Origin of the sequence: Tsukamurella sp. 1534 (genome assembly GCF_000312385.1) — a bacterium.
Classification (GTDB): domain Bacteria; phylum Actinomycetota; class Actinomycetes; order Mycobacteriales; family Mycobacteriaceae; genus Tsukamurella.
Genome location: NZ_HE997626.1, coordinates 1,082,505 through 1,103,517, shown reverse-complemented (window position 1 = coordinate 1,103,517; position 21,013 = coordinate 1,082,505). Strand labels below are relative to the sequence as shown.

The window sequence follows — 21,013 nt, the reverse complement described above, 5'->3', positions numbered from 1 at the left end:
GGGCGGGGGTTGTTGGCCGCGGGGCGGCTGGACCCGCGGCGGTTGATTCGGCGGCGGGTTGCCGGGCGGTGCCGGGCGCGGCGGCCGCGGCGGACGCCCCTGCGGGGGCCGCGGGATGCCCTGGGGATGCCGCGGCGCGCGGTTGCGCGGATCACCGTCGGGGACCTGGGACCAGGCGAGGTTCCGCCGATCCTTCGGTCGTTCGTCGTTCACGCACATCGACTGTACGGGCCAGAACTGAGAAATCAGCTCAGCGTCGCGGTGATCGCGCGGCTGTCGTGTCGTTCGTCGACACCCATGCGTGCGACGCCGAACACTTTTCGAAGCGTTCTGCGAGGAATCGCGGCCCGTCGACCGCAGAACGCTTCGAAAGATGTCGGGCGCAGTGCGGACGCCGAGGGCAGAACGCCGGTCCTAGTCGAGAAAGCCGAGGTGGGGGCGGAGCAGGGAGTAGCCCACGTAGGCGACCACGTCGATCACGAAATGTGCGGTCACGAGCGGCCACAGGTTGCGCCGGCGCTCGTAGGCGGCGCCGAAGATCACGCCCATCACCAGGTTGCCCAGGCCCGCGCCGAACCCCTGGTAGAGGTGGTAGCTGCCGCGGAGCAGCGACGACGCGGCGATCGTGGCCTTCGGTCCGACGCCGAGCTGCCGCAGCCGCGTCATGAAGTAGCCCACGACCACCACCTCCTCGGCGACGGCGTTCGCAGCCGCGAGGAGGACGTAGGTGAGCAACCGCCACCAGGACTCGCCGCCCGCGGCGGGCAGCACCGCCGCCGTGACGTGCAGGACCCGCCCCGCCCAGTAGAGGGCGAGGCCCGGGAGGCCGATGAGGGCGGCCAGGCCGGTACCGAGCGCGACGTTGCGCAGCACCGTCGAGCGGGGTGACCGCAGCGCGAGGCCCACGTCGGCGAGCCCGAGGCCCGACCGCCGCAGCAGGTAGACGGCGAGCGCGGCCCACGCGAACAACTGCACGGCCCCGAGCGTCTGGAGCAGGAAGTCGATGAGCGCGTTCTGGCTCCGGACCGGATTGAGGGTCACCGTCGTCCTGCCGACCCCGGCGCCCAGTTGGTAGCCGATGAGGCGGACCAGGGAGTACAGGCCGGACCACGCGAAGGTGACCAGCAGGACGATCGCGACCTCGGCCCGCAGGTCCTTGTGCTCCGCGGGGGCGGCGGGTTCGGGGGCGCTCACCCGGCCCAGCGTATCGGCGCCTATTACGATGGCGCGGTCCACCAGCGATGAAGGGGAACGCCGTGTCCGCACCCACAGAGCCCCGGTTGGGGCCCGTCGACCGCTACTTCCGCATCTCCGAGCGCGGCTCCTCGCTGCCCCGCGAGCTGCGCGGCGGCCTCGTCACGTTCTTCACCATGGCCTACATCGTGGTGCTCAACCCGATCATCATCGGCGGCGTCGTGGGCAACAGCAAGAACGCCGACGTGCTGGGCAACGTGCTGCCCACCGCGCAGGTGGCGGCGGTGACGGCGCTCGCCGCGGGCCTCATGTGCATCGCGTTCGGAGCGATCGTCAACTACCCCTTCGGCATCGCCGCCGGCCTCGGCGTCAACAGCCTGCTCGCGGTGAGCATCGCCCCGCAGGTCACGTGGGCGGAGGCCATGGGCCTCGTGGTGATCGACGGCATCATCATCGTGATCCTGGGCGTCACCGGCTTCCGCACCGCGGTGTTCCGGGCGATCCCCGCCGAACTCAAGGCCGCGATCGCCGCGGGCATCGGCTGCTTCATCGCGTTCATCGGATTCGTGGACGCCGGGTTCGTGCGCCGGATCCCGGACGCCGCGGGGACGACGGTGCCCGTCGGCCTCGGGATCGGCAACTCGGTCGCGTCCTGGCCCACCGCCGTGTTCGTGTTCGGCGTGCTCCTGATGGGCGTGCTGGTGGTGCGGAAGGTGCCCGGCGCCATCCTGCTGGGCGTCGTGATCACCACGGTCGTCGCGCTCGTGGTGCAGCAGCTCGCGGGCCTCGGACCGTCGGTCAAGGACCCGGACGGCTGGAGCCTGAACATCCCCGAGATGCCGTCGTCCCTGGGCGGCCTGCCGGACCTGTCGCTCGTCGGGGAGGTGGACGTGTTCGGCGCGTTCACCCGGATCGGGGTGCTCGCCGCCTCGGTGCTGGTGTTCGCGCTGGTGCTGTCGAACTTCTTCGACGCCATGGGAACCATCACCGGCCTCACCAAGGAGGCGGACCTGATGAAGGAGGACGGCAGCGTCCCGAACATCGGCAAGGCGCTGGCCGTCGAGGGTGCGGGCGCGATCGTGGGCGGCGGCGCCTCGGCGTCGTCGAACACCGTGTTCGTGGAGTCCGCGTCGGGTATCGCGGAGGGTGCCCGCACGGGCCTGGCGAACATCGTGACCGGCGTCCTGTTCCTGGCGGCCATGTTCTTCACGCCCCTCTACGAGGTGGTGCCCTCCGAGGCGGCCGCGCCCGCGCTGGTGGTGGTGGGCGCCATGCTGATGGGGCAGCTCAAGGACATCGACTGGTCGCGGTTCGACATCGCGCTGCCCTGCTTCCTCACCGTGGTCGCGATGCCGTTCACCTATTCCATCGCCAACGGCATCGGCATCGGCTTCATCACCTGGGTGCTGCTGGCCGTCGCGCGGGGGAAGGCCAAGTCGATCCACCCGCTGCTGTGGATCGTCGCAGCGCTGTTCCTGCTCTACTTCGCCCGCGGCCCGATCGAGACCGTCTTCGGCATCTGACGCGCCCGCTTCCGCCGTGGTAATCATGGTGGTGACCGGGAGGTGATCGGGGATGACGGTGCGCGAACCGCCTGCGAGTCGGTCGCGCTTCGCCGCCCTGATCGTCTTCGCCGCGAGGTGGGTTCGATACCTTTTGCTGCTCCCGATCCTGGTCTTCGTTCTGGAGGGCGAGACGGGGAAGAAGTACGCGTCGACCGAGCGATCGGTGTTCAGCCGCCCGCGATGGATCGAGGCGCGGTATCCGGGCCTGTACACGGGAAGTCACGCGTCCGAGGAGAATCTGCGCCGGGAAGCGCGGTGGTCGCGCTATCGGGGCGCGGCACGCGCGTCGGACGAAGGCGATTGAGATGCGCGACGCCGGGCTACGAGGTGCCGTCGGTGTGCGGGGCGGGGGTCTGGTCGGGGGACGAGGTCGTGGCCGACTTCGGTGATCCGGCGCCGACGGCCTTGGCGGCCTTGGCCTTCGCGCGCTTGCGCCGGTTGACCCCGAGGTAGGCCATGATCGCGATGGCGATCACCAGGCCGGCGATCGCGCCGATCAGCGAGGCGCCGCGGAAGCCGGGCGACTCGACGTCCATCACCACGCGGCCGGCCTTGGCGCCGAGGCCGGTGCCCACCACGATGCCGAGCGTCATGAGGTTGGGGACGGCCGCGGCGATCGCCAGTAGACCCGAGATCACGGCCACCGCGGGATGCTTCTTCACCCGCTTCGCGGCGAACACCAGGAGGAACACGGGGATCGCGGTGCCGAAGAAGCCGATCGTGAGGCCCAGGGACACCCCTCCCCACATCTGCCGGCCCACCATGTGACCGACGGTCTGTGCCCACCACCGCGGCACGAACGCCGAGAGTGCGAAGTACGCGCCGATGCCGATAGCGATGATCACGAAGACGGCGATCGCGCGATGCAGCCACGTCTTCGCCGTATCGCTCAGCCCGCTCGAGCTGGAACCCGTGTCTTTAGTGGCGTTCATCACTACAGCTTAGATTGCAGTCGCGAAATCTGCTAGTGTACGTTTGTACATGTACAGGTGTACATCACGGCGCTGGAGGTAAGGATATGACCGAGACGACACGACGTCGCGATCCCGAGCGCCGCAGGCGGGAGATCGTGGATGCCGCGGTGGCGCTCATGGTGGAGAGTGGCTCCGGTTCCCTGACCCACCGCAAGGTGGCCGCCCGCGCGGGCGTGCCGCTGGGCTCCACCACCCAGTACTTCGCCACCCTCGACGACCTGCGCGGCGCCGCCCTCCGCTCGCTCATGGAGGAGGCCGAGCGATGGCTCGCGGAGCTCGAGAACGAGTTCGTTCGCAGCGGTGCCACGCCCGCCGCCTTCGCCTCTGCTCTGCACCGCTACATCAGTGATCCGGACTTGGTGCACGGTGATTTCGCCATGACCTGCGCGGCCGCCACCAGCGACGACATGGTCGCGCTGCAGCAGCACTGGACAGCCGTGTTCGTCGGCACCCTCACCCGCTACGTTCCGCTCGAGAACGCCCAGGCCCTCGCCATGTACGCCGACGGCGCTGCGATCAGCGCGGCGATCGGAGGCGAGCCCATCGGCCGAGATCGCATCGAGCGCGCCGTGACCGCGCTCTGGAACCTCTAGGAGACACACTGATGTCCGACACCGCGCTCGCGCCCCCACCCCTGTCCTTCGCGCACCGTTGGGCCGCAGCCCTCCTGCTCTCTGCGAGCCTCCTTGTGATCACCGTGGATCTGACGATCCTCAACATCGCGATCCCCGATCTTGCCGCCGACCTCAGGCCCACAGCGGCGCAACAACTCTGGATCATCGACGCCTACTCGCTCGTGCTCGCGGGGCTCCTGGTGTCCACCAGCTCGCTGGGAGACCGGTTCGGGCGCAAGAGGATGCTGCTCCTGGGCTACCTGGTGTTCGGCAGCGCCTCGCTGCTGGTGCTATGGGCGGACAGCCCCACCCAGGTGATCGCGCTCCGTGTCGCGCTCGGCGTGGGCGGCGCGATGATCATGCCGACCACCCTCACCATGTTGCGCGTGATCTTCACGGACCCGGGAGAGCGGGCCAAGGCGCTCGGCCTGTGGGCAGCAGTCTCGGGGGTCGGCGCGGCGGTCGGACCCATCGCGGGCGGCCTTCTGCTGGAGTCTTTCTCGTGGCGGGCCGCGTTCATGGTGAACGTTCCGCTGATGGCGATCGTCCTCGTGGTCGGCGCGTTCCTGCTGCCCGAATCGCGCGTGCCGAGTCCCGGGGCCTGGGATTGGCCGGGCGCCCTCATGTCGATCACCGGCATGGTCGCGCTGGTGTGGTCGATCAAGCGGTTCGCCAAGGACCAGACGCTGCTCTCCGTCCCGGGACTCATCGCGCTCCTGATCGCTGCGGTCGTCCTCGGCCTGTTCGTGCGCCGCTCACTCCGCCGCGAGCATCCGCTCCTCGACGTGCGGCTGTTCCGGCGCCCGCAGTTCAGCGCGGGCATAGTGGCTGCGCTCGGCGTCATGTTCGCGATGGCGGCGGCACTGCTGCTGCTCGCGCAGTGGATGCAGCTGGTGGAGGGGTTCAGCCCGATCGAGACGGGCGTGCGACTGCTGCCGGTCGCGGTCGCGGCCACTCTCTCCTCGGTGGCGGCGCCGTGGCTCGCGCGGGTTCTCAACGCCCGCATCGTGCTGGTGGGCGGGCTCGTCGGGGCGGCGATCGGGATGATGCTCATCGCCGCGCCCACCCAGCTCACCTACGCATCGATGATCCTCCCGCTCACGCTCGTCGGCTTCGGCATGGGTTCGATGACAGTGGCGTCGGCGATGATCATGTCCGGCACTCCGGAGGAGAAGGCCGGGAACGCAGCCGCGCTCGAGGAGACGTCGTACGACCTGGGCAACGTTCTCGGTGTCGCGGTCCTCGGCAGCGTCGCGGCAATGCTCTACACGACGGACGCCGACTTCTCCTCGGTCCCCGGGGTCGACGGTCCGCTGGCCGCCGCCGCGGGCGAGTCCTTGGGCGCGGCGATGGCGATCGCGCAGGAGGCGCGGCTACCCGAACTCGCGCGGCACGCCGCCACGGGGTTCACGGACTCGCTGCAGACGACGGGCCTCATCGGCGGGATCATGCTGCTGGCGGTCGCCGCGGGCGTCTATGCGCTCACCCCCAGGCGGACGGATATCGCGGTACAGGCGCACTGACCAGCGCGGTCAGCTCGCGCGGAGCCCGTTGAGGAACGGGCAGCCCACGAGGATCCGGATCCCGCGCTGCAGCGCCGCCATGTCGTCGGCGGGTTGCTGGAAGTTCAGCCGCACGTCCACATCGGAGAGCTCGTGGTGCTCCGCGCGCAGGCGGATGCCGAAGCGGTCGATGCCCAGCAGGCGGATCCGGTGGTTGCGCAGCTTTCCCGGCAGTCGCCGCGCCAGCTGGCCGACCATCTCCGGGTGCCCGGCCTCGACGTGCGCGAGCCACGCGGACTCGTACTCCGCGAACGGGTCCGGCTCGGCCGCGGCCAGTTCGGCGCCCGAGACCGACGAGGCGCCGGAGGCGTCGGCGAGTACGGCGGATTCGATCGGCATCGTCAGCAGCCGCGAGCCGTAGCCCACGTCGAGCAGACCCTCCAGCGGGTTCTGCTCGGCGACGCGCTGGGCGAGGGCGGCACCGTCGCACACCTCGGACAGGCTGCCGGACAGCCAGACCAGGGACCGGGTGCGCTCGCGCAGCGGCAGCGGCGAGATGTCGTTGATCTCCACCATGGCGCGCGCCCCGTCGAGCCAGGGGGCGTCGTCGGCGACGGCGATCACGAGGTGATCGGCCAGCACGTGGTGGAGCTGCAGGGTGATCGGTTCGTGGCCGTCGGCGGCCAGCACTGCGGCGTGCGGCACTGCGACGACGGTGCGGACACGCTCGGCCGGCGTCGGCTCGGCGATGGTGGGCGCGCTCATGACGACTCCTCTCGCTCGGTGGTTCGTCCTCATGAAGGTAACCCTAACCTAATGATGTGGGCAACCCCGGGCAAGAGTTATCGTCACCGTGATGGCGATCGAACTGGAGCTGCTCGCGCCTCCGCGCGAGCCCATGTCCCTGGTGGACGGGCTGGCCGTGGCCGCGCCGTCGGGCCTGGCCCGTCACGCCTACCAGCCGGACGACCGCACCGCGCTGGCCGAGTTCCTCGTGCACGGCGTGCACGACACCGGGCCCGGATTCGAGATAGCGGTGGCGGGCCCCGATGAGGCGATCGCCGTGCTCTGCGCGACCGTCGCCGCCCTCACCGGCGACGACATCGAGTCCGCCGCAGCGGAACCCGACGAGCAGCGCCTCGCCGAGCTCAACCCCATGGCGCAGGATGCGGTGCGGGAACGCCTGCGGCACATCGTGACCGGCGATCCCGAGGCCGTCACCGGCCGGCTGCGCGCGCTCGGCCTGAAATAGCCCGAGGGTCAGGAAGCTTCGGCGACGGGGAGCCGCTGCCGCGGTCGAACCACATCCGGGTCGTGGTGCGGGAGTCGGTCGGCCGGTGCGCCGACCGCCCCGCCGATCGGGGACGTCACGACGGGGTCCGGGCGGGACACCGCCGCCCAGCCGATCGCTGCGGCGATCACGGCGACGGCGACGATCAGCGTGATCCAGCCGGCGCGGCCGAGGCCTCGCCGCCTCGCCCCGCCCCGGTGCGGGCCGTTCGCGTACGGGCTGCCCGTGGGCAGCCTGTCGGATCGCCACGGGTTCGGCCCGGTGGGTGCCGGGCCCGAGCTGATCCGGTCGAGCGGGTTCTCGTCCTGCGACATGCGGCCCCCTTCTGGACTCCATCGCAACAATGTCATCAATATACTGAATTCCGGGCCGCGGCGTCGCGCGCGGCGCCCTTCCGGCCTCCTCCGATAGGCTTGGCGCGTGACGCGCATCGCCTACTTCGGACCCGAGGGGACGTTCACCGAGATGGCGCTGCTGCAGTGCCAGGCCCAGGCCGAACGCGGCGAACTGGCGGTGCCCGGAATCACCGTGGCCGGGGCGGAACGGGTGAGCGCGCCCAGCCAGATCGCGGCCCTCGAACTCGTCGCCGGCGGCGTCGCCGACCTCGCCTGCGTGCCCATCGAATCCTCGGTCGAGGGCCCGGTCACCCCCACCCTCGACACCCTCACCTTCGGCCCGCCGCTGCAGATCTACGCGGAGACCGACCTCTCGGTCGCGTTCTCGATCGCCGGCCGGGTGCCGCTGGACCGCGCGCGCACCGTCGGGGCCTACCCGATCGCCACCGCCCAGGTCCGGCAGTGGCTCGCCGCGAACATGCCGCAGGCCGAGGTCGTCCCCGCCGCCTCGAACTCCGCGGCCGCGGCCGACGTCGCCGAGGGCCGCGTGGACGCGGGTGTCACCACCGCGCTCGCCGCGCGCATGTACGGGGTCGACGAGCTGGCCACCGGCGTGGCCGACGTGGCCGACGCCCGAACGCGATTCGTGCTCTGCGGCCGCCCTGGCACACCGCCCGCCCGGACGGGATCCGACTGCACGTCGGTGATCATCGACGTGCCCAGCCGCCCCGGTTCGCTCGCGCTGGCGATGGCCGAGTTCGCGCTCCGCGGAGTCGATCTCACCCGGATCGAATCCAGGCCCAAGCGAACGGTGTTCGGCAGCTACGTGTTCCACTTCGACGCCGTGGGGCACATCGACGATCCCGCGATCGGCGAGGCGCTGCGTGCGCTGCACCGGGTGTGCGACGACGTGCGGTTCCTCGGCTCCTGGCCGCGGCCCGGCGGCCCCGGCACCCCGCCCGCCGATCCCGGCGACGCGCAGCAGTGGTTCGAGAACGTGCGAAAGGGATTGCGATGACCGGCCTTCTGCACCTCGTCCGGCACGGGCAGACCACCGCGAACGTCGCGAAGATCCTCGACACCCTGCCCCCGGGCGCGCCGCTCACCCCGGAGGGCGCGGACCAGGCCCGGCGGTTCGCCGCCGACCGGCCCGGCGTCGCGCCCGCGGTCCTGCTCTCCTCCGTGGCCCGCCGCGCCCAGCAGACCGCCGAGCACATCGGGGCCGGGTGGGAGGTGCCGGTCACGGTGATCGACGGCGTGCACGAGGTGCAGGCCGGCGAGCTCGAGGGGCTCAACGACGAGGACTCGATCAAGGCCTTCCAGGACATCGTGAAGCGCTGGCACGAAGGCGATCTCGGTGCCAAGCTGCGCGGCGGCGAATCCGCGGACGACCTGTTCGCGCGCTACCTGCCCGCCGTGGAGCGGGTGCGCAGGGACCACCTCGACGGCGGCGACGTGTACCTGGTCAGCCACGGCGCGGCCATCCGGCTCGTCGCCGCGCGGCTGGCCGCCGTCGACGGCGCGTACGCGCACAAGCACCACCTGCCGAACACGGGCGAGATCGTGCTGCGCCCCAGCGGATCCGGATGGGAACTGGTCAGCTGGGCCGACGCACCGTCGCCCGTGGATCCGATGGGTTAGCGCGGACCGTCGAACAGCACGTCCGCGGCGCGCACCAGCACCTCGGCGCGGGTGCGCCCGGGATGCTCGACGGTGATGAAGTGCTCGCCGATCGCGGCGCAGAACGCGAGCAGGCTGCGCGCCTCCACCTCGTCGGGGTCGGAGCAGAACGCGCCGATCGACGTGCGCAGGAAGTCCATTCGGCCCGTGTCGACCCGCCGCAGCCGCTCCGCGACCGCCTCGTCCCGGCGGGCCCACTGCCGGACGGCGAGGTCGACGGGGAGAAGTCGATCGGCGGAGAGGGTGAGCACGCCGGCGAGGCGCGCGCGTTCGCGCGGGTCGACGTCCTGCGCCTCGACGTGGGCGAGCACGTCGTCGACCGCCTCCCTCTCCCACGTGTCGAGCACGGCGGTGAGGAGTTCGTTCCGGTCGGCGAACGTGCCGTAGAAGCCGCCCTTCGTGACGCCGAGCCGCTTCGCGAGCGCCTCGACGCGGATCGCCTCGGGTCCTCCCTCCGCCAGGGCCCGCAGGCCGGCCTCGATCCAGTCCCCCCGCGAGGTCCGTACGACGCCCACGGCGCCCCCTTCCCCATTCGTATACGGTGCCGTATATTTCGTGGTGTTCGATGTATACGCAACCGTATATGAACGGAGTGACCGCCATGTCCAGAACCATCCGCAGCGATGTCGGTGCCACAGCGGTCGACGGTGCCGCCCGCGCCGTCGCCCTGGACCGCGTCGACTACGCCGACCGATTCACGCAGGAAGGAGCCGGTCGAGGCACCGCCGAGCAGTGGGCGCGGGCGATGTTCGGCGATAGTCCGTCGCCCGTCGAACGGCTCATCTGGGGCGGCGCGCTGCGCTTGCGCCTCGATCGCGCCGCCGGCCCCGAGACGATCGCCGGGTGGACCGTAGGCGAGCGGGGCGACGGGTGGATTCGTATGGAGGCCGATGGTCCGCTCCTGGCGGGCCGCCTCGTGGTTCGTGCGCACGCCGGGACGGTCTCGCTGACCACCGCTGTCAGGTACCGGAGCCGCCCCGGTGAGAGGGTCTGGCGGGCTCTCGCCCCGGTGCACCGCAGGCTCGCGCCGACGCTGTTCCGGGACGCGGCCCGGGCACTCAGCTGAAGGCGGCCTCGATCGCGATCCCCGCGGCCGCGGCGAAACCGTTCTCCCGGTCCTCCGGGGACATCGCCTCCTCGCGGAACAGGTGATCGGTCACCGTGAGCACCGTGAGCGCTTCTCGGCCCTCCGCCGCCGCGACGCCGTAGAGCGCGGCGGTCTCCATGTCGACGCCCAGGGTGCCGTGGTCCCGCAGCCCCTCGTGCAGGCCCGGCCGGGACAGGTAGAAGTGGTCCGACGAGTACACCGGCCCCACGCGCACCGGCTGCTCGCGCTTCTCCGCCGCGTCGACCGCGGCCCGCACCAGCGGGAACGAGGCCGCCGGGGCGAACCGCACGCCCGGGATCCGCGGCTCGTTGATCGCCGAATCCGTATGGGAGGCAGTCGCGATGAGCACGTCGCCCAGCTGCAGATCGTCCTGGAAGGCGCCCGTCGTGCCGACCCGGATGATGCGCTGCACGCCGTATTCGCGGAACAGCTCCGTCGCGTAGATCGTCATGGTCGGCATGCCCATGCCCGAGCCCATCACCGAGATCGGGCGCCCGCCCACGGTGCCCGTGTAGGCCTCCATGCCGCGCACCTCGTTCACCAGGCGCGCGTCGTCCAGCAGCGTCTCCGCCATCCGGCGCGCGCGCCGGGGGTCGCCGGGCATGAGCACGGCCGGTGCGTAGTCGCCCGGCGCGGCGGAATTGTGCGGGGTACCCATGTCGATGAATTCCTTTCAGGCCCGGCCGGTCAGGCCCAGCCCAGGTCGTGGAGCCGGTGGTCGTCGATCCCGAAGTGATGGCCGATCTCGTGCAGCACCGTCACGCGGATCTCGTGCCGCAACTGCTCCTCGGTGTCGCACATCTCCATGAGCGGTTCCCGGTAGATGAAGATCCGGTCCGGGAGCGTGCCGAAGTAGGTGCTGGTGTCCCGCTCGGTGAGCGCGACGCCCTCGTACAGCCCGAGGATCGTCGGGTCCTCGTCGTTGCGGTCGCGCACCAGCACCACCACGTTGTTCATCGCCTGCGCCAGCGCGGGCGGCACGTCGTCGAGGGCGTCGGAGACCCACTCCTGGAAGGCCCTCCGGGAGACGTGCACGGCTACCGGCCCGGGGCCGGGGGAGCGCCCGGGAAGGTCGGCATCACGGGCTTCTTCCCGTCGATCAGCAGGTTCGGCGACTTCGCGGAACCCGTGATCGGGGTGAACGTGCGGCCGTCCTTCGACGAGGCGAGGAAGCAGATCGCCGACCGCGAGCCCGCGGTCCACGACGGCTGCGACAGGGTGTTCCAGTTCAGCTGCAGGCCGGACCTGCGCAGCCCGTCGTCCGCGCCGAACCAGCTGGTCGTCTGCGCCGGGCAGATGCCGCCGAGGTAGTCCTCCTGCTGCTGCAGCGTGGGCCACGACGCGTCGGGGAACTGCTTGCGCAGGTCCACCACCGCGGTCACCTCGAAGGCGTGCGGTTGCGCGCAGTCGACGGCGCGCGTCGGCTGGCCGCGCTCGCCGATCCCGACGCACGTCCCCACCGGCCACGACACCGACTGGTCCTGGTTCACCATCTTGCCGCTCACGTCGAGCGCGGTGCCGGTGCCGTCGACCACCTGGACGCCGCAGCGCACCGTCCGGTCGCCCGTCTCCCACGCCTGCTGGCCGGCCGTCAGGAGGCCCATCTGGAACCTGCCCTTGGGGTCCAGCCGTTTGCCCAGGTACTGGTTCACCACGGGCGGGCACACCTGGTCGCGCATCGAGTCCAGCGCCGCCTCCGTGGGGTACTTCGCCGATTCCGGCAGTTCGCGCGACGGCTCGCCCGCCACCTCGAACTTGTGCGGCTGCGCGCACTCGACCTGCGCCATCGTGGTGGGCTCCTTGTCCCAGGCCAGGCACGCGCCGGCCTTGGCCCGCGCCAGGATGCTGCCCGACGCCGCGAGCCGCGGCACGTGCTCCTCGTTCTTCTCCTCGAACGCGCCCGTCGCGAACAGGGTGGCGCCGATGGCCACGGCGCCCACGATCACCGCGGCCAGCACCGCGCGCACGACGCCCGCGCCGACGGGGCCGCGCGGCTTCGACGGTGCCGGGGCGGGATCGTCGACGGGGCCGGCGGCGTGCGCGTCCACCTGGTCGTCCGCATCGCCGCCCGGTCCGTCTTCGGGTTCGTCCTCCGGATAGGCGTCGATGACGCGGGTGTCGTCGGCGTCGGATCCGTACGGCTCGGAACCGGGGCCGGGCTCCCGCCCGGACCCGTACTCAGGGTCGTAGTCGGCGTCGTGCTCGGGCTGGGTGTCGTTCTCGTCGGCCATCGCCTCTCATCATGCCTGGTCGGTGTGGGGCAGGGAAGCGGCACCGAATAGGCTGGCCGGGTGATCGACGTGAAGCTGCTCCGCGAGAATCCGGACCGCGTGCGCGCCTCGCAGCGCGCCCGAGGTGAAGATCCGGCGCTGGTCGACGCCCTGCTGGAGGCCGACGCGCACCGTCGGGCATCCGTGCTGGCGGCCGACAACCTGCGCGCCGAGCACAAGGCGTCGTCCAAGTCCATCGGCAAGGCGGCGCCGGACGATCGCCCCGCCCTGGTGGCCGCCGCCGGCGAGCTGGCCGCCAAGGTCAAGGAGGCCGAGGCCGAGCAGGGCCGCGCCGACGAGGCGTTCGACGAGATCGCGCGCAGGATCGGCAACGTCATCATCGACGGCGTCCCCGCCGGCGGCGAGGACGATTTCGAGGTGCTCGAGCACGTGGGCGCGGTGCCCGAGATCGCCGACCCCCGGGACCACCTGGAGCTCGCCGAGGGCCTGGGGCTGCTGGACATGGAGCGCGGCGCCAAGGTGTCGGGCTCGCGGTTCTACTTCATGACCGGCAACGGCGCGCTGTTCCAGATGGCGCTGCTGCAGCTGGCCGTGCAGAAGGCCGTGGCGCACGGGTTCACGCTGATGATCCCGCCCGTGCTGGTCAAGCCCGAGGTCATGGGCGGCACCGGCTTCCTCGGCGCGCACGCCGACGAGATCTACCGGCTGGAGGCCGACGACCTGTACCTGGTGGGCACCTCGGAGGTGCCGCTGGCCGGCTACCACATGGGCGAGATCATCGACCTGGGCTCGGGGCCCGTCCGCTACGCCGCCCAGTCGAGCTGCTTCCGCCGGGAGGCCGGCTCGTACGGCAAGGACACCCGCGGCATCATCCGCGTGCACCAGTTCGACAAGATCGAGATGTTCATCTACTGCAAGCCCGAGGACGCCGAGGCCGAGCACCAGCGGCTCCTCGAGTTCGAGAAGGAGATGCTGGCCGCCGTCGAGGTGCCCTACCGGGTGATCGACGTGGCCGCGGGCGACCTCGGCTCGTCCGCCGCGCGGAAGTTCGACTGCGAGGCGTGGGTGCCCTCGCAGGGGCAGTACCGCGAACTCACGTCCACGTCGAACTGCACCACCTTCCAGGCCCGCCGTCTCGGCGTGCGGTACCGCGACGAGGACGGCCGCCCGCAGGTCGCCGCCACGCTCAACGGCACCCTGGCCACCACGCGCTGGCTCGTCGCGATCTGGGAGAACCACCAGCAGCCCGACGGGTCCGTCCGCGTCCCCGCGGCACTGCAGCCCTTCCTCGGCACCGACGTCCTGCGCCCCTGACCCACGTTCGGGAAGAGCAGAAGTAAGAGATTGTTCTCGAACTCTTGCAATCGCGTGTGATAAGGGTCACGATAGGAGCATGGCCAAGATCTATCGCGCCCCGTTCCGGAAGAAGCAGCCGGAGTCCCTGACGGACCTCGTCACCCTCGCGGGGATGTCGAACAACGCCGCCAACGTGGTGATGCAGCTCGCGAACCCGGGTGTGGGGCACGGCGTCGAGGAGAGCCGCGTCGCCTCCGGCCGCACGACGGACCGGCCGCTCAAGCGGGCGCGCACCACCACGCAGTACCTCGCCGTCGCCCTCTACGGCACCGAGCGGGACCGGTCAGTGTACCGCCGCGCGATCGCGGAGGTGCACTCGCACGTGCACTCCACCGAGGAGAGCCCGGTGCGCTACAGCGGCAACGCGCGCAAGCTGCAGCTGTGGGTCGCGGCGTGCCTGTTCCGCTACTACGTGGACCAGTACGAGTTCGTCTACGGGAAGCTGGACGAGCCGACGCTGGACCGGCTCACCGCCTCGGCCACCACGCTCGCGACGGGCGTCAACCTCTCGGCCGAGGAGTGGCCGCAGACCTGGTCCGCGTTCACCGAGTACTGGGAGCGGGGACTGCAGGACGTGCGGATCGCCGGCGCGGTCCGCGACTACTGCGACGACCTGGCGACGCTGCGGTTCGTCAACGAGCCGTGGGGGCCGATCGGCGTGGTGCTCTCGTCGATCCTCGGCCGGCCGTTCCACTTCTTCACCCGCGGCACCATTCATCCGGCGTTCCGCGACGCGATGGGCTGGAGCTGGACCGCGACGGATCAGCGCCTGTTCGAGGCGGCGATGCGCCTGGTGCGCGTCGCCGACGCCTTCTTCCCCGGCAGCCTGCTGTACCGCGGCCACCTCGTGGACCTGCGGGCCCGAGTGGCCCTGGGGCGCAACCCCCTCGGCCCGCTCAAGCTCGACGGTGGCTCGCGCGCGGCCTAGACCTCGATGTCCTCTTCGAGCTTGGTGAGGCGGAACCGGGCCATCGCGAGATTCGCGCGGGCCCGGTCGAGCACCAAGTAGAGGAACAGGCCCTCGGCGCCCTGCCGGATGGGCCGGACGATCTGGTACTGCGTGCCCAGCGTGATGAGGATGTCCTCGATGTGATCGTCGAGGTCCAGATCGCCCAGCGTGCGGCTCATCGCCTGCACCAGAGCGGAGTTCCCCGCCGCGGCGACCTCGAGGTTGAAGCCCGCCGGATCGCCGGCGGTGGCCAGCGCCATGCCGCTCGACGAGTCCACGAGGGCCACGCCGAGCGCGCCCTCGATGCTCATGGCCTCCTGCAGCGACTCGTGGAAATCGGTCATCTCGCCAGGCTCCTTCGGTTCGGGGAGTGTCGTCGGATCGACGTACGTCTCATCGATCTGGGTGTACGGGAAAGCGTCCAGCGCAAGGGGTTCGCGCATCGTCGGGGTCTTCGGCGCGGCAGGTTCCTCCTCCACGTCGACCACGTCCGCCGCGTCCGCGACATCGTCCGGACCGGCATCGTCCGGACCGGCATCGTCCGGATCGGCGCCGGCCGGGTCCGGGCGGGTCACGGTGTCGGCCGCCGGGGCAGCCGCCGCAGCGACCGGCTCACCCGGCTCGCCCGTGTCGGCCGGCGTTGCGGTGTCCGGCACGTCGACCACGTCGACCACCTCGACGTCGATGTACGACTCGTCGGGTTCGTCGAGGGTCTCGGGTTCGGGCGCCCCGGTCCGGACGGTGGGCCCGGAGTCGTTCCACGTCCCTTCGGCGCGCGGTTCGAACTTGGGCGGCGCGAACTGGTCGAAACCGCCGCCGCTGAACGAGTCCGAAGTGAACGAGTCCGAAGCGAACGCGTCCGTACGGAACTGCTCCGCGCGGGCGGAGGCCGAGGCCGAGGCGGGCTCGCTGTATCCGAAGCCGCCCACGACGCTCGCGGAGAAGGTGTCCGCCTCCGGCTGCACCCCCTGGAACGTCTCCGAGGTGAGCGGATCCGTCAGCGGGTCCGGCTTGCTCTTGGGCGCGGCGGACGCCTGCGTCGCGCCGGCCGGGCCCGCCGGGCCGGGCGCCGGCTGTCCCGGGGCCGGCTGTCCCGGGGCCGGCTGGAACGGCGGCGGCTGGAACGGCGGTGCGCCCGGCGGCTGCTGCGGCGGAGTCTGCGGGGGCGCCTGTTGCGGCGGAACCTGCTGCGGCGGAGCCTGGTTCGGAGGAGGCGGAGCCTGTGGCGGCGCGGGGCGCGAGCCCATACCGGTGTCGTGGACCCCGTAGTAGTCCTCGACCCGCTGCCGGTTGCTCGGGTACTTGCGTTTGGTCACGTCAGTCTCCGGGCGCGGATCTCGTGTCCGCTCGAGGTGAGGCAGCGGCCCGATTCCAGGTCCCACTGCCAGCCGTGCAGATTACAGGTGAGCTTGCCGCCGTCCACCACGCCGAACTTCTCCAGGTCGGCCTTGAGGTGCGGGCAGCGCCGCTGCACCTCCCAGCCGTCCAATTCGGTCGACGCGGTGTCGTCGTGCGCCTCGGAGAACCAGCCGTCCGCGTACGCGATCCGCTCGTCGGTGAGGCACTTGAAGAACGTGTAGAGAAACTCGTTGTAGCCGCCGATCCGCCACGTGGTGAAGCGGGTGGACAGGAAGATCGTGTTCACCCAGTCCGGCTCGTCGTCGCGCAGCACCGTGCGCACCAGCTCCGGCGCGATGCGGAAACCGTAGCGGTACTTGCCGTCTCCCTCCTCGGGCTCGCGGACCGTGCGGTTCGGGAAGTCCAGGACCACCGTCTCCGCATCGTCCCCGGAGCCCATGACCAGGCCCACCGGATAGCCGATGCCGTCGCTGATCAGGTCCGAGGCCTTCATGATCGGCTCGAACTTGGCCTTGAGCGCGGGGAGCAGCGGCGCACCGTCGTCCTGCGCCCAGCCGGCCTTCTCCGCGGCCAGGACCGGCGCCTGACGCTCGGCGAACGCGTCCAGGTAGGCGGTCTTCTCCTCGAAGATGCGCATCACCTCGTCCTCGGGGACGGGGTGCATCAGGCCCAGCTTCTCGGACCCGCGGAACTCGCCGACGGTGCCCGGGATCATCAGCAGGCCACCGTCGTTCCCGTTCCTGCGCATCTCCTCGAGGAAGGTGATCTGGTCCGGGAAGATGTTCGACGGGTCGCCGCCGATCGTCTCGCGGTCCACGCGCCCCTCGTCGTTGAGGTAGCGCAGCTCCGGATCGAGGAACGCGGGCGGGCCGGCCGAGGGGACGACCCAGGTGGCGCCCACCTGGTCGACGTAGCTGCGCGCGCGGTCCATGCCGCGCTGGCGCTTCTGCTCGGCGAAGCGGCGCTTGGAGCCCTTCGGCATGTCGTAGACCATCGGGTACCAGATGGCGCCCGAGTACTGCAGCAGGTGCACGTCGACGCCGCCGAACTCGTCGAGCACGTCCATGTCCACGGGGCGGGCGTCGTTCATGTTGAACAGCACCGTCTCGCCGTCGGAGACCACGAGCCCCGAGTCGCCGATGGGGCCGTCCGCCGGGGCGCGCAGGGCGATGATCATCACGTCCAGGTCGCCCTTGGGGCCCGAGACCGTGTGCTTGACCGAATCCTGCGTCTCGAAGAACTTCGTGAAGCCGAGCTTCTCCAGCTCGCGCTTGAGGTCCGGCACGGGGTAGTCCGGCAGCAGGACAGTGGCGTCCTTGTTGATGTTCTCCGCGAGGTTCTTCGCGTCGAAGTGGTCGCGATGCAGGTGCGAGACGTACAGGTAGTCGACGTCGCCGAGGGCCTTCCAGTCCAACTGCGTGTTGTCCGGGAAGGGGAACCACGAGGCGAAGTACGCCGGGTTGACCCACGGATCGCACAGGATGGTGCCGGCGGCGGTGGAGATGTGGAAGCCCGCGTGACCGACGCTGGTGACCTGCACTGTGGAGCCTTTCGCTGGTGTCGCTTACCGCTACAGGGTAATGGGCGAGACGCACGAGCGGCGCCCGCTCCCCGCGGTTACGCTTGCGGGCGTGGAACCCGTCTACGGAACGATTCTCGAAGTAGCCCGCGGCATGTGGGCCGTGCAAGGCATCAGGTTCACCGAGGTGGACTTCCAGAAGTTCCCCCGCGAGGGCGGGGCGGTCGTCGCGATCAACCACACCGGCTACCTGGACTTTCCCTTCGGCGGGAAGCCCGCGTACGCGGCGGGGCGGCGCAAGGTGCGGTTCATGGCGAAGAAGGAGGTCTTCGACAACTCCAAGTCGGGGCCCGTCATGCGTGCGCTCAAGCACATCCCCGTCGACCGCGAGGCCGGCGCCGAGGCGTACGCCGCCGCCGTGCGGGCGCTGCAGGCCGGCGAGCTGGTGGGCGTGTACCCCGAGGCCACCCACAGCCGCAGCTTCGAGCTCAAGGGCTTCAAGTCCGGCGCCGCGCGGATGGCGATCGAGGCGGGCGTGCCGATCGTGCCCGTCGTGGTGTGGGGCGCCCAGCAGATCTGGACCAAGGGCCTGCCCAAGAAGCTCGGCCGGAACCGGTTCCGGATCATGATCGGCGTCTGCGACCCCATCCAGCCGGAGGGCACCGCGGAGGAGCTCACGGCGCGGCTCAAGTCCGAGATGCAGGCGATGCTGCTCAAGCTCCAGGACCTGTACGGCCCGCACCCGCAGGGCGAGCCCTGGGTACCGCGCAGGCTCGGCGGCACCGCGCCCACGCTCGAAGAGGCCGAGGCGATGGACGCCGCCGACATCGAGGAGCGCCGCCGCCGCCGGGACGAGGGCGACCGGGGCGAGGGGCAGGCCGCGGGCGCCGATGCCTGACGCCCCCACGCCCGCGGGCGCGGAGTTCGGCGCCGCCCCGGTCCTCGTCGCCAGCGACGTCGACGGGACCCTCGTCGACGATGCGGAGCGGATCAGCCCCCGCACCCTGGCCGCACTCACGACGTTGCGCGCCGCGGGCGCCCAGTTCGTGCTGGCCACCGGGCGGCCGCCGCGCGCCGTCGACCCCATCGCCGCGCAGCTCGATTTCGCGCCGCTCGCGGTGTGCGCCAACGGCGCCGTGCTCTACGACACCGGAAGCGGCCGGGTGGTCTCCGCCGCGCTGATGTCGCCCGAGTTGCTGAACCACGTCGCCGAGCTGGTGCGCGAGAATCTGCCCGGCGCGGGCTTCGCCGCCGAGCGCGTCGCGGCCGGCGAGCACGACACCGCGACCCCGCGGTTCGCGGCGAGCACCGGCTACCAGCACGCCTGGCTCGAACCGGACACCGTCACCGACTCCGACGCCGTGGTGCTGTCCCATCCGGCGGTGAAGCTGCTGGTCCGGCAGCCCGGGATGACCTCCGACGAGATGCACGCCCGCGTCGCCCCGCACCTGGCCGGGATCGCCGACGTCACCTACGCCACCAACAACGGGCTGATCGAGTTCCACGTGCCCGGCGTCACCAAGGCCACGGGCATCCAGGGCGCCATGGCGCACCTCGGGGTGCCCGACGGTGCGCGGACCGCCGCGTTCGGCGACATGCCCAACGATTCCGAGATGCTGCGCTGGGCGGGCGTGGGCGTGGCGATGGCCAACGCGCACCCCCTCGCCCGCGACGCGGCGAACCTCGTGACCGCCACCAACGTCGAGGACGGCGTCGCCCAGGTCCTCGAGCGCTGGTTCTGACGGCCCGCCGGACGGAGAGCGCCCCGCCCGCTCGCTGAGGCGCGCCGCACGACGCATGTCCATTTTGTGACTCAAGTGACATGAGATGCCTACGTGACGAATGTTGTAGATGATGTTAGTCTCAACCTCACGTTGAGCCTTGTCGTCGAACGGGGCTCTCACGCGTCGAGCTGAAGGAGAAACCATGCCCGTGTGGATCGACGGCGGTCCCCGTCGCCGCCGCGTACGGCGCACCGTCGCCCTAGCGATGCTCCCGGCGCTGGCCGTGGGCGGCGCGGCGACACTGCTCACCAGCACCGACATCGGCGACCTGCGGCTCGCCGCCGCGAGCGACGTCACCTTCACCGGCCAGGGCAACGGCCACGGCCGCGGCATGGGCCAGTGGGGCGCGTTCGGCTACGCCAAATCCGGTTGGAAGGCCGAGCAGATCGTGGCCCGCTACTACGGCGGCACCCAGCTCTCCCGCGCCGACGTGAACCTCCCGGTCCGCGTGCAGCTCACGCAGCAGAAGGTGGCCAACGTGCTCGCCCCCGCGGGCGCGAAGATCGGCGACGAGCGCGTCGACCCGGGCCAGGCCGTGCGGCTCGACGGCAACACCGCCACCATCACCCAGGGCTGCGACGGCGCCGTCGTGAAGTCCGTCCCCGCGAAGGACGCCACCGTCGACCCCGTGACGCCGGGCGCCGGCCGCCCCGTCGCGGAGAACCTCAAGTTCTGCGGCAACAACACCGCCTACCGCGGCTCGGTCGCGGTCAAGGACGGCAAGGTGTTCAACGTCGTCAACATCGAGGACTACCTGCGCGGCGTGGTCCCCGTCGAGAGCAAGGCCGAATGGGCCGACCAGGGCGGCGCCGAGGCCCTGCGCGCGCAGTCCATCGCCGCCCGCTCCTACGCCCTCGCCGAGAGCGCCAAGCGCGGCGACCGCTACAACGACACCCAGGACTCGCAGGTCTACGGCGGCTCCGCCAAGGAGGACCCGCGCACCGACCGCGCCGTCGCGAGCACCGCCGGCCTGGTCATGGCCAAGCAGGGCTACGCAGTCTCCACCGAGTTCTCCAGCTCGACCGGCGGCTACACCGCGGGCGGCGACTTCCCCGCGGTCAAGGACGACGGCGACGTGGTCTCCCCGTTCAAGAACTGGACCCAGAAGGTGCCCGCGGCCAAGGTCTCGCAGGCCTTCGACGTGGGCGAGCTGAAGTCGGTCAAGGTCGTCAAGACCCAGTCGCCCGAGGTGCCGCGCGCCGTCGCGGTCGAGATCGCCGGCGCCAAGCGCACCGTCGTGGTCCCGGGCTCCGAGGTCCGCACCAAGCTGGACCTGCGCTCGGACTGGTTCACCGTCAATGGCCAGGAGCCCGCCTCGGGCGCCCCCGGCGCACCGTCGAGCGCGAACCCGAGCGCGAGCTCGAGCGCGGCCCAGCCGTCCGCTCCCGGCGCCCCCGCGCAGCAGAGCGCCCCGGCGCAGGCCCCCGTGCCGGGCAACGTGGTCGACCAGAACATCGTCGCGGCCCCCGTGGACCCGTTCAACCCCGTGCCCACCGCGCCGAACACCGCGCAGACCGCGCCCGGCTCCTCGGCGCCCGCCGCCGGCGGCGCC

General features: G+C 71.2%; 24 protein-coding genes. 13 read left to right on the top strand and 11 right to left on the bottom strand.

The window, feature by feature from the left end; all coding sequences use genetic code 11:
• On the bottom strand, positions 1–213 hold a 213-nt coding region (locus tag BN39_RS23835; RefSeq protein ID WP_237741624.1), incomplete at its 3' end, for a hypothetical protein.
• Between the two features lie 201 nt (positions 214–414).
• Positions 415–1,194 carry a CPBP family intramembrane glutamic endopeptidase gene (locus BN39_RS05445; RefSeq protein ID WP_019201351.1) on the bottom strand — a complete coding sequence of 260 codons (780 nt, stop codon included), beginning with the start codon at positions 1,192–1,194 and terminating at the stop codon, positions 415–417.
• Between the two features lie 47 nt (positions 1,195–1,241).
• On the opposite strand from BN39_RS05445, the gene BN39_RS05440 reads away from it, so the two are divergent.
• Both BN39_RS05440 and BN39_RS05435 read left to right on the top strand, forming a co-directional pair.
• The gene (locus tag BN39_RS05440; protein ID WP_019201350.1) at positions 1,242–2,717 is read left to right on the top strand and encodes a solute carrier family 23 protein; all 1,476 of its coding nucleotides are present in this window, start codon (positions 1,242–1,244) and stop codon (positions 2,715–2,717) included.
• Positions 2,718–2,769: 52 nt separating this feature from the next.
• On the top strand, positions 2,770–3,063 hold the full coding sequence (locus BN39_RS05435) for a hypothetical protein (RefSeq protein WP_148281422.1): 294 nt from the start codon (positions 2,770–2,772) through the stop codon (positions 3,061–3,063).
• Between the two features lie 16 nt (positions 3,064–3,079).
• Here BN39_RS05435 and BN39_RS05430 read toward each other — a convergent pair whose 3' ends face one another.
• The gene (locus BN39_RS05430; protein ID WP_019201348.1) at positions 3,080–3,691 is read right to left on the bottom strand and encodes a hypothetical protein; all 612 of its coding nucleotides are present in this window, start codon (positions 3,689–3,691) and stop codon (positions 3,080–3,082) included.
• Between the two features lie 86 nt (positions 3,692–3,777).
• Between BN39_RS05430 and BN39_RS05425 the strand changes: the two genes are divergently transcribed.
• Positions 3,778–4,326 (top strand): TetR/AcrR family transcriptional regulator, encoded by a 549-nt coding sequence (locus BN39_RS05425; RefSeq protein ID WP_019201347.1) that lies wholly within the window; start codon positions 3,778–3,780, stop codon positions 4,324–4,326.
• An 11-nt stretch (positions 4,327–4,337) separates the two neighbouring features.
• Positions 4,338–5,870: an MFS transporter gene (locus BN39_RS05420; protein ID WP_019201346.1), complete on the top strand. Its 1,533-nt coding sequence runs from the start codon at positions 4,338–4,340 to the stop codon at positions 5,868–5,870.
• Positions 5,871–5,879: 9 nt separating this feature from the next.
• Here the strand turns inward: BN39_RS05420 and BN39_RS05415 are convergent, their stop codons facing one another.
• The gene (locus tag BN39_RS05415; protein WP_019201345.1) at positions 5,880–6,614 is read right to left on the bottom strand and encodes a DUF2470 domain-containing protein; all 735 of its coding nucleotides are present in this window, start codon (positions 6,612–6,614) and stop codon (positions 5,880–5,882) included.
• A 91-nt stretch (positions 6,615–6,705) separates the two neighbouring features.
• On the opposite strand from BN39_RS05415, the gene BN39_RS05410 reads away from it, so the two are divergent.
• Complete coding sequence (locus tag BN39_RS05410) at positions 6,706–7,101, top strand: hypothetical protein (RefSeq protein ID WP_148281421.1); 396 nt, start codon at positions 6,706–6,708, stop codon at positions 7,099–7,101.
• A gap of 8 nt (positions 7,102–7,109) precedes the next feature.
• Here the strand turns inward: BN39_RS05410 and BN39_RS05405 are convergent, their stop codons facing one another.
• A complete protein-coding gene (locus BN39_RS05405) occupies positions 7,110–7,454 on the bottom strand; it encodes a hypothetical protein (protein ID WP_019201343.1) in 345 nt (114 codons plus the stop codon).
• A 106-nt stretch (positions 7,455–7,560) separates the two neighbouring features.
• Between BN39_RS05405 and pheA the strand changes: the two genes are divergently transcribed.
• Positions 7,561–8,493, top strand: a complete 933-nt coding sequence (gene pheA, locus BN39_RS05400; protein WP_019201342.1) for a prephenate dehydratase — start codon at positions 7,561–7,563, stop codon at positions 8,491–8,493.
• Entirely contained in the window at positions 8,490–9,116 is a 627-nt protein-coding gene (locus tag BN39_RS05395; RefSeq protein ID WP_019201341.1) for a histidine phosphatase family protein, read from the top strand. The genes pheA and BN39_RS05395 overlap by 4 nt, the downstream gene beginning before the upstream one ends.
• Here BN39_RS05395 and BN39_RS05390 read toward each other — a convergent pair.
• Positions 9,113–9,670, bottom strand: a complete 558-nt coding sequence (locus tag BN39_RS05390; protein ID WP_019201340.1) for a TetR/AcrR family transcriptional regulator — start codon at positions 9,668–9,670, stop codon at positions 9,113–9,115. The two genes, BN39_RS05395 and BN39_RS05390, sit on opposite strands and share 4 nt — an antisense overlap.
• 86 nt (positions 9,671–9,756) lie before the next feature.
• Between BN39_RS05390 and BN39_RS05385 the strand changes: the two genes are divergently transcribed.
• Positions 9,757–10,221: a hypothetical protein gene (locus BN39_RS05385; protein WP_051158956.1), complete on the top strand. Its 465-nt coding sequence runs from the start codon at positions 9,757–9,759 to the stop codon at positions 10,219–10,221.
• On the opposite strand, the gene deoD is transcribed toward BN39_RS05385, so the two are convergent.
• From deoD to BN39_RS05370, 3 genes are read right to left on the bottom strand one after another with little or no spacing between them, the layout of a single operon-like run.
• Complete coding sequence (gene deoD / locus BN39_RS05380; protein WP_019201338.1) at positions 10,214–10,921, bottom strand: purine-nucleoside phosphorylase; 708 nt, start codon at positions 10,919–10,921, stop codon at positions 10,214–10,216. The genes BN39_RS05385 and deoD overlap by 8 nt on opposite strands.
• Before the next feature lie 29 nt (positions 10,922–10,950).
• Positions 10,951–11,298, bottom strand: coding sequence for a metallopeptidase family protein (locus BN39_RS05375; protein WP_019201337.1), 348 nt, complete (start codon positions 11,296–11,298; stop codon positions 10,951–10,953).
• Between the two features lie 2 nt (positions 11,299–11,300).
• On the bottom strand, positions 11,301–12,494 hold the full coding sequence (locus BN39_RS05370; RefSeq protein ID WP_019201336.1) for a septum formation family protein: 1,194 nt from the start codon (positions 12,492–12,494) through the stop codon (positions 11,301–11,303).
• A gap of 60 nt (positions 12,495–12,554) precedes the next feature.
• On the opposite strand from BN39_RS05370, the gene serS reads away from it, so the two are divergent.
• Complete coding sequence (gene serS, locus BN39_RS05365) at positions 12,555–13,808, top strand: serine--tRNA ligase (protein ID WP_019201335.1); 1,254 nt, start codon at positions 12,555–12,557, stop codon at positions 13,806–13,808.
• A 79-nt stretch (positions 13,809–13,887) separates the two neighbouring features.
• Positions 13,888–14,778: an oxygenase MpaB family protein gene (locus BN39_RS05360; protein ID WP_019201334.1), complete on the top strand. Its 891-nt coding sequence runs from the start codon at positions 13,888–13,890 to the stop codon at positions 14,776–14,778.
• Here BN39_RS05360 and BN39_RS24045 read toward each other — a convergent pair.
• Together BN39_RS24045 and BN39_RS05350 are read right to left on the bottom strand one after the other, a co-directional pair.
• Complete coding sequence (locus BN39_RS24045) at positions 14,775–16,115, bottom strand: hypothetical protein (protein WP_019201333.1); 1,341 nt, start codon at positions 16,113–16,115, stop codon at positions 14,775–14,777. The two genes, BN39_RS05360 and BN39_RS24045, sit on opposite strands and share 4 nt — an antisense overlap.
• Entirely contained in the window at positions 16,112–17,698 is a 1,587-nt protein-coding gene (locus BN39_RS05350; protein WP_019201332.1) for an MBL fold metallo-hydrolase, read from the bottom strand. The genes BN39_RS24045 and BN39_RS05350 overlap by 4 nt, the downstream gene beginning before the upstream one ends.
• A 91-nt stretch (positions 17,699–17,789) precedes the next feature.
• On the opposite strand from BN39_RS05350, the gene BN39_RS05345 reads away from it, so the two are divergent.
• The 3 genes from BN39_RS05345 to BN39_RS05335 all read left to right on the top strand — a co-directional run.
• Complete coding sequence (locus BN39_RS05345; RefSeq protein ID WP_040765896.1) at positions 17,790–18,575, top strand: 1-acyl-sn-glycerol-3-phosphate acyltransferase; 786 nt, start codon at positions 17,790–17,792, stop codon at positions 18,573–18,575.
• The gene (locus tag BN39_RS05340; protein ID WP_019201330.1) at positions 18,568–19,419 is read left to right on the top strand and encodes a Cof-type HAD-IIB family hydrolase; all 852 of its coding nucleotides are present in this window, start codon (positions 18,568–18,570) and stop codon (positions 19,417–19,419) included. Before BN39_RS05345 ends, BN39_RS05340 begins: the two co-directional genes overlap by 8 nt.
• A gap of 184 nt (positions 19,420–19,603) precedes the next feature.
• The coding region (locus tag BN39_RS05335) for a SpoIID/LytB domain-containing protein (protein WP_019201329.1) at positions 19,604–21,013 on the top strand (1,410 nt) is incomplete at its 3' end.

What these genes read in the sequence shown, in the direction of transcription:
- BN39_RS05440 (WP_019201350.1), top strand. Translation starts at nt 1,242, where the DNA reads ATGAAGGGGAACGCCGTGTCCGCACCCACAGAGCCCCGGTTGGGGCCC.
- BN39_RS05435 (WP_148281422.1), top strand. Translation starts at nt 2,770, where the DNA reads ATGACGGTGCGCGAACCGCCTGCGAGTCGGTCGCGCTTCGCCGCCCTG.
- BN39_RS05430 (WP_019201348.1), bottom strand. Translation starts at nt 3,691, where the DNA reads ATGAACGCCACTAAAGACACGGGTTCCAGCTCGAGCGGGCTGAGCGAT.
- BN39_RS05425 (WP_019201347.1), top strand. Translation starts at nt 3,778, where the DNA reads ATGACCGAGACGACACGACGTCGCGATCCCGAGCGCCGCAGGCGGGAG.
- BN39_RS05420 (WP_019201346.1), top strand. Translation starts at nt 4,338, where the DNA reads ATGTCCGACACCGCGCTCGCGCCCCCACCCCTGTCCTTCGCGCACCGT.
- BN39_RS05415 (WP_019201345.1), bottom strand. Translation starts at nt 6,614, where the DNA reads ATGAGCGCGCCCACCATCGCCGAGCCGACGCCGGCCGAGCGTGTCCGC.
- BN39_RS05410 (WP_148281421.1), top strand. Translation starts at nt 6,706, where the DNA reads ATGGCGATCGAACTGGAGCTGCTCGCGCCTCCGCGCGAGCCCATGTCC.
- BN39_RS05405 (WP_019201343.1), bottom strand. Translation starts at nt 7,454, where the DNA reads ATGTCGCAGGACGAGAACCCGCTCGACCGGATCAGCTCGGGCCCGGCA.
- BN39_RS05395 (WP_019201341.1), top strand. Translation starts at nt 8,490, where the DNA reads ATGACCGGCCTTCTGCACCTCGTCCGGCACGGGCAGACCACCGCGAAC.
- BN39_RS05385 (WP_051158956.1), top strand. Translation starts at nt 9,757, where the DNA reads ATGTCCAGAACCATCCGCAGCGATGTCGGTGCCACAGCGGTCGACGGT.
- deoD (WP_019201338.1), bottom strand. Translation starts at nt 10,921, where the DNA reads ATGGGTACCCCGCACAATTCCGCCGCGCCGGGCGACTACGCACCGGCC.
- BN39_RS05370 (WP_019201336.1), bottom strand. Translation starts at nt 12,494, where the DNA reads ATGGCCGACGAGAACGACACCCAGCCCGAGCACGACGCCGACTACGAC.
- BN39_RS05360 (WP_019201334.1), top strand. Translation starts at nt 13,888, where the DNA reads ATGGCCAAGATCTATCGCGCCCCGTTCCGGAAGAAGCAGCCGGAGTCC.
- BN39_RS05340 (WP_019201330.1), top strand. Translation starts at nt 18,568, where the DNA reads ATGCCTGACGCCCCCACGCCCGCGGGCGCGGAGTTCGGCGCCGCCCCG.